Source organism: Nonlabens dokdonensis (assembly GCF_002162835.1).
Classification (GTDB): Bacteria; Bacteroidota; Bacteroidia; order Flavobacteriales; family Flavobacteriaceae; genus Nonlabens; species Nonlabens dokdonensis_B.
The window spans coordinates 1-5,623 of record NZ_MAAX01000207.1; the positions used below are offsets into that span (position 1 = coordinate 1).

General features: G+C 37.9%; 3 protein-coding genes and 2 pseudogenes. All 5 read left to right on the top strand.

What is annotated here, in order from left to right; all coding sequences use genetic code 11:
- Positions 1 to 180 (top strand): annotated as a pseudogene (locus tag A9Q93_RS13670) (cytochrome C); the annotation flags it as partial.
- Positions 181 to 200: 20 nt separating this feature from the next.
- The gene (locus A9Q93_RS13675; RefSeq protein ID WP_303687960.1) at positions 201 to 3,266 is read left to right on the top strand and encodes a TAT-variant-translocated molybdopterin oxidoreductase; all 3,066 of its coding nucleotides are present in this window, start codon (positions 201 to 203) and stop codon (positions 3,264 to 3,266) included.
- A gap of 27 nt (positions 3,267 to 3,293) precedes the next feature.
- Positions 3,294 to 4,733: an NrfD/PsrC family molybdoenzyme membrane anchor subunit gene (gene nrfD, locus A9Q93_RS13680; RefSeq protein ID WP_303687961.1), complete on the top strand. Its 1,440-nt coding sequence runs from the start codon at positions 3,294 to 3,296 to the stop codon at positions 4,731 to 4,733.
- Positions 4,734 to 4,745: 12 nt separating this feature from the next.
- Positions 4,746 to 5,279: a DUF3341 domain-containing protein gene (locus A9Q93_RS13685; RefSeq protein ID WP_303687962.1), complete on the top strand. Its 534-nt coding sequence runs from the start codon at positions 4,746 to 4,748 to the stop codon at positions 5,277 to 5,279.
- A pseudogene (locus tag A9Q93_RS13690) lies at positions 5,279 to 5,623 on the top strand (cytochrome c); the annotation flags it as partial. The gene A9Q93_RS13685 and the pseudogene A9Q93_RS13690, both read left to right, overlap by 1 nt.

Genomic DNA, 5,623 nt, shown 5'->3' on the forward strand with positions numbered 1-5,623 from the left:
TATCAATATTCTCCATTGACATTGGGCTGGTGTATTAACTGTCACCGTGAGACTAATGTAGATCTTCAGGGTAATGGTTATTATGAACAAATTCATAAAGAACTTTCTGAAGCTCGTGGTGGTCGTCAATTGACCATTGCAGATTTGGGAGGACTTGAATGTGGTAAATGCCACTACTAATAAAATAGTTTTAGAGATTTATGGCTACTACTAAGAAATACTGGAAAAGCACTGCTCAGCTAGATGATAGCAATCAGATCGTGAAAGATCTAGAGCAAAATGAGTTTGTGAGCTCTATTCCTACAGATGAGTTTTTAGGGAATGATCAAGCGATGGAGGAGTCAAATACCACTCGTAGAGATTTCTTGAAATATGTTGGGTTCAGTACTGCGGCAGCATCACTTGCTGCTTGTGAAGGACCTGTTATTTATTCTGTTCCTTACGTTAATCAACCAGAACAGATTATCCCTGGGATGGCAAACTATTATGCGACAACTATCGCAAATGGTTATGACTTTGCTAGTGTGTTAGTTAAAACTAGAGAAGGTCGTCCTATTAAGATAGAAAGTAATAGAGATGCTGAGTTTAGAGGTGATGCAAACGCTCGCGCTCATGCTTCTGTTTTATCTTTATATGATAACAATCGCTTAAAAACGCCTTTAGTTAATGGTGAAGAGTCTACTTGGGAAGAGTTAGATAAGCAAGTCGCTTCTAAGTTAAGTGCTCTTAATGGTAAGGAGCTGGTTGTTTTAACTCAGACATTTGCAAGTCCATCTTTTAATCAGATCATTGAACAACTAAAGCAAAAATATTCTAACGTACGTGTTGTAACATATGATACAGTTAGTGAAGATGCTTCTCTAAATGCTTTTCAAGCAAAATATGGAGTAAGAGGTCTTGCTGATTATGATTTTACAAATGCTGAAACTATTGTAAGTATAGGTGCTGATTTTGTAGGTGACTGGCAAGGTGGTGGATTTGATAAAGGGTACTCCTCTTCTAGAGTTCCTAAAAATGGCAAGATGTCTCACCATGTTCAGTATGAGTCTAACATGACTTTGTCTGGAGCAAATGCAGATAAGAGGTATCCAGTAACTCCTACAGAGCAAAAGCATATTCTTGCTGCTTTATATAGCAAAATAGTTGGTGGTTCTGCAAATGTTAAGCTATCTGATAAGGTAGCTAAGTCTGTTGAGCAAACGGCAATCAGTTTAAAAAGAGCTGGTTCTAAAGGTGTGTTGCTTTGCGGTATTCCAGATCAAGGTGCTCAACAATTAACTCTTGCTATTAATGAGGCTTTATCTTCTTCTATAATAGATACTCAAGCACCGATTTTGACACGTCAAGGCAATCGTTCTAGTTTTGAAAATCTAGTGGGCGATATGAATAATGGTAGCATAGGTGCTATATTTATCGCAGGCGTTGACCCTATATATAGTTATAATAATAGTGACGCTTTCGCGAAAGCGTTACAAAAAGTAGCACTTAAAGTTTCTTTTGCAAGCTCGTTAAACGCGACTGCTGAGAAATGTGACTACGTGGCAACTACTCCTCATTTCTTAGAATCATGGGGTGATACAGAAATTAAGAAAGGGCATGTGTTTTTAACACAGCCTACTATTAGACCAATTTTCAAGACGCGTCAATTACAAGATACATTGTTGAAGTGGTCAGGTAGTTCTCAAAATTATAAGGATTTCCTTAAGGAAACAGCTGCAGCCTCAGGAGCTTCATGGAATAAGTCCTTACAAGATGGTTTTTACCGTACAGCATCATTAGGAGATACTGCTTCTGATGTGAATGTGGGTACTCAAAGTAACGCTGCTGCACTAAGTGCAATGGCTAATGCTAAAAAACCTTCAGGTTTTGAGTTGACATTGTATACAAAAACTGGTTTAGGAGATGGAACTATGGCAAATAACCCATGGTTACAAGAATTGCCTGATCCTATTACAAGAACAACTTGGGATAATTATGTAACTATTTCTCAAGCAGACGCAGAGTCTCTAGGAGTGGTTAATGAGAATGTAGCAAACGGTGCTTTGGATGGTTCTTATGTTGTCGTAACAATGGATGGTGTGGAGCGTAAGTTGCCAGCATTAATTCAGCCAGGTCAAGCTGTTGGAACCATCGGTATTGCTTTAGGATACGGTCAAACTGCTGCTATCCAAGAAGAGATGCAAACTGGTGTGAATGCTTACCCATTTTATAAAAATGGAAGCGCGATTCAAGCGGTGTCTGTAAAGGGTGCTGGAGGTAATCATGAGTTTGCCTGTACACAATTACAAAATACAATGATGGGTCGCGATATTATTCGTGAAACTGATTTAGCTACATATAGAACTGGAGATAAGGATAAGTTTAATCCAGTTCCTGAGGTCTCTTTAAATCATATAGAAACTCCTGTGACTTCACCAGATGTTGATCTTTGGGATAGCTTTGATAGATCAGTAGGTCATCATTTTAATATGTCTATCGATCTTAATGCATGTACTGGTTGTGGCGCTTGTGTTATAGCTTGTCATGCAGAGAACAATGTTCCTGTGGTGGGTAAACGAGAAGTTAGAAAATCAAGAGATATGCACTGGTTGCGTATTGATAGATACTATTCTTCTGAAGATAGTTTTGAGGCTGATGAGGCTAAAAAAGATGGATTCGACGGTTTATTTGGAGATAATGGCTCTTTAGGAGGTTTTGGTGAGTTAGAAAACCCAGCAGATAATCCACAAGTTGCTTTCCAGCCTATCATGTGTCAGCACTGTAATCATGCGCCTTGTGAAACAGTATGTCCAGTAGCAGCTTCTTCACATGGTCGTCAAGGTCAAAATCATATGGCTTACAACCGTTGTGTAGGTACTCGTTACTGTGCTAATAACTGTCCTTATAAAGTGCGTCGTTTCAACTGGTTCTTATATAATGGGAATGATGAATTTGACTACCACATGAATAACGACTTAGGTAGAATGGTTATCAATCCAGATGTTACTGTAAGATCACGTGGTGTGATGGAAAAATGTTCTATGTGTATTCAAATGACACAAATGACTATTCTTGAAGCTAAGAAGGACGGTCGTATGATCAAAGATGGCGAGTTTGCTACTGCATGTTCAAATGCATGTTCAAATGGAGCTATTACTTTCGGAGATATTAATGATAAGGACTCTGAAATATTTAAGGTAAAACAACAAGACCGTATGTATCACCTATTAGAGGAAGTGGGAACTGAGCCTAATGTGATGTATCAGGTTAAAGTGAGAAACGTATAATTAACAAGGAAAACTAATCAAGACATTATGGCTCATTATGAAGCGTCCATAAGAAGACCTCTCGTTACTGGAGATAAAACATATTCTGATGTAACAAGAGATATAGTAGCGCCAGTAGAAGGTGTTGCAAATAAGCAATGGTGGATTGTATTTACAATCGCTCTTATTGCCTTTCTTTATGGATTAGGATGTATTACATACACAATTTCGACTGGTATCGGAGTTTGGGGATTGAACAAAACCATTGGATGGGCTTGGGATATTACAAACTTTGTTTGGTGGGTAGGTATTGGTCACGCAGGAACACTAATTTCGGCTGTACTATTGTTATTCCGTCAAAAATGGAGAATGGCTATTAACCGTTCTGCAGAGGCGATGACGATTTTCTCGGTTATTCAAGCAGGTTTATTTCCTATTATACACATGGGACGTCCATGGTTAGCCTACTGGGTTTTACCTATTCCTAACCAGTTTGGTTCTTTATGGGTTAACTTTAACTCTCCACTACTTTGGGATGTATTTGCAATTTCGACGTATTTATCAGTTTCATTAGTATTCTGGTGGACTGGTTTGCTTCCAGATTTTGCTATGATACGTGATAGAGCAATAACTCCATTTAACAAAAAGATTTACGGTATTTTATCCTTTGGATGGTCTGGACGCGCAAAAGACTGGCAGCGTTTTGAAGAAGTATCTTTAGTCCTTGCAGGATTAGCAACACCATTAGTACTTTCTGTACACACGATTGTATCCTTTGACTTCGCAACTTCGGTTATACCTGGATGGCACACGACAATTTTCCCTCCTTATTTCGTAGCAGGAGCAATCTTCTCTGGTTTTGCGATGGTAAACACGCTTCTTATTATTATGAGAAAGGTGGTGAGTCTTGAAAACTATATTACTATTCAGCATATTGAATTGATGAATATCGTAATTATGATTACAGGTTCCATAGTTGGTGTGGCTTATATCACAGAGCTGTTTGTAGCTTGGTATTCTGGAGTAGAATATGAACAATATGCATTTTTAAATCGAGCTACTGGACCTTATTGGTGGGCTTACTGGGCCATGATGACCTGTAATGTATTCTCACCACAATTCATGTGGTTCAAAAAACTAAGAACTAGTATCATGTTCTCTTTTGCAATTTCGATTGTTGTAAACATTGGAATGTGGTTTGAGCGTTTCGTAATTATTGTTACATCTTTACATAGAGATTACCTTCCATCTTCATGGACTATGTTCTCACCTACATTTGTAGATATTGGAATTTTCATTGGAACTATCGGTTTCTTCTTTGTATTATTCTTATTATACTCTAGAACATTCCCTGTAATTGCTCAAGCAGAGGTGAAGTCTATTTTAAAGACAAGTGGAAGTAAGTACAAGAAATTGAGAGAAAACAAGATGACGTCTAACGCTGCTGGAGCTTCATCAGGAGATCCTATTGCACACCCTAACGAGTAGAACTTAGATATTATGTCAACAAAAATTATACATGCTTTTTATACTGATGATGATGTTTTGCTAAGTGCAGTAAAACAAGTTAGAGAAAAGCGCTATCATATAGAAGAGGTGTTTACACCTTTTCCAGTACACGGTCTTGAAAAAGCCATGGGAATTGCAGACACTCGTCTTGCTATTAATGCTTTCCTTTATGGAATTGTGGGATTATGTGTTGCTACTGCTATGATGAATTACATCATGATAGAAGATTGGCCGCAAGACATAGGTGGTAAGCCTAGTTTCTCTTATTTAGAAAACATGCCTGCATTTGTACCTATTATGTTTGAGCTTACTGTATTTTTTGCCGCTCACCTAATGGTAATTACTTTTTACATGAGAAGTAGATTATGGCCATTTAAAAAAGCAGAAAATCCAGACGTAAGAACAACCGATGATCACTTTTTAATGGAAGTTGATGCTCATGGTGCCGATATCGATGAAGCGACTAAGTTCCTTTATGATACAGGTGCGGTAGAAATCAAATTAATTGACAAAGAAGAACACTAATGAGAAGATATTTTAAATTGTTCTTATACACATTTGCCACAGTACTTTTAGTTTCTTGTGGATCGGATAATACAGCAGATACTGCTTCAAATCGAAGTGTACAGTATTTTCCCAATATGTATGAATCTGTAGGATATGAAACCTACCAAGAAGGTGAGATTTTCCCAGATAATGTAGAGGCTCAAAAACCAGTTGAAGGATCTGTTTCAAGGGGATGGTTGCCTTACGATTATGAAGATAATAATGAAGGTTACGCTTCCGCGAAAGCGAACTTACAGAATCCACTTCCTTATACAGAAGAGAACTTAACTAATGGTGAAGCTTTGTATAATATTTATTGTGCT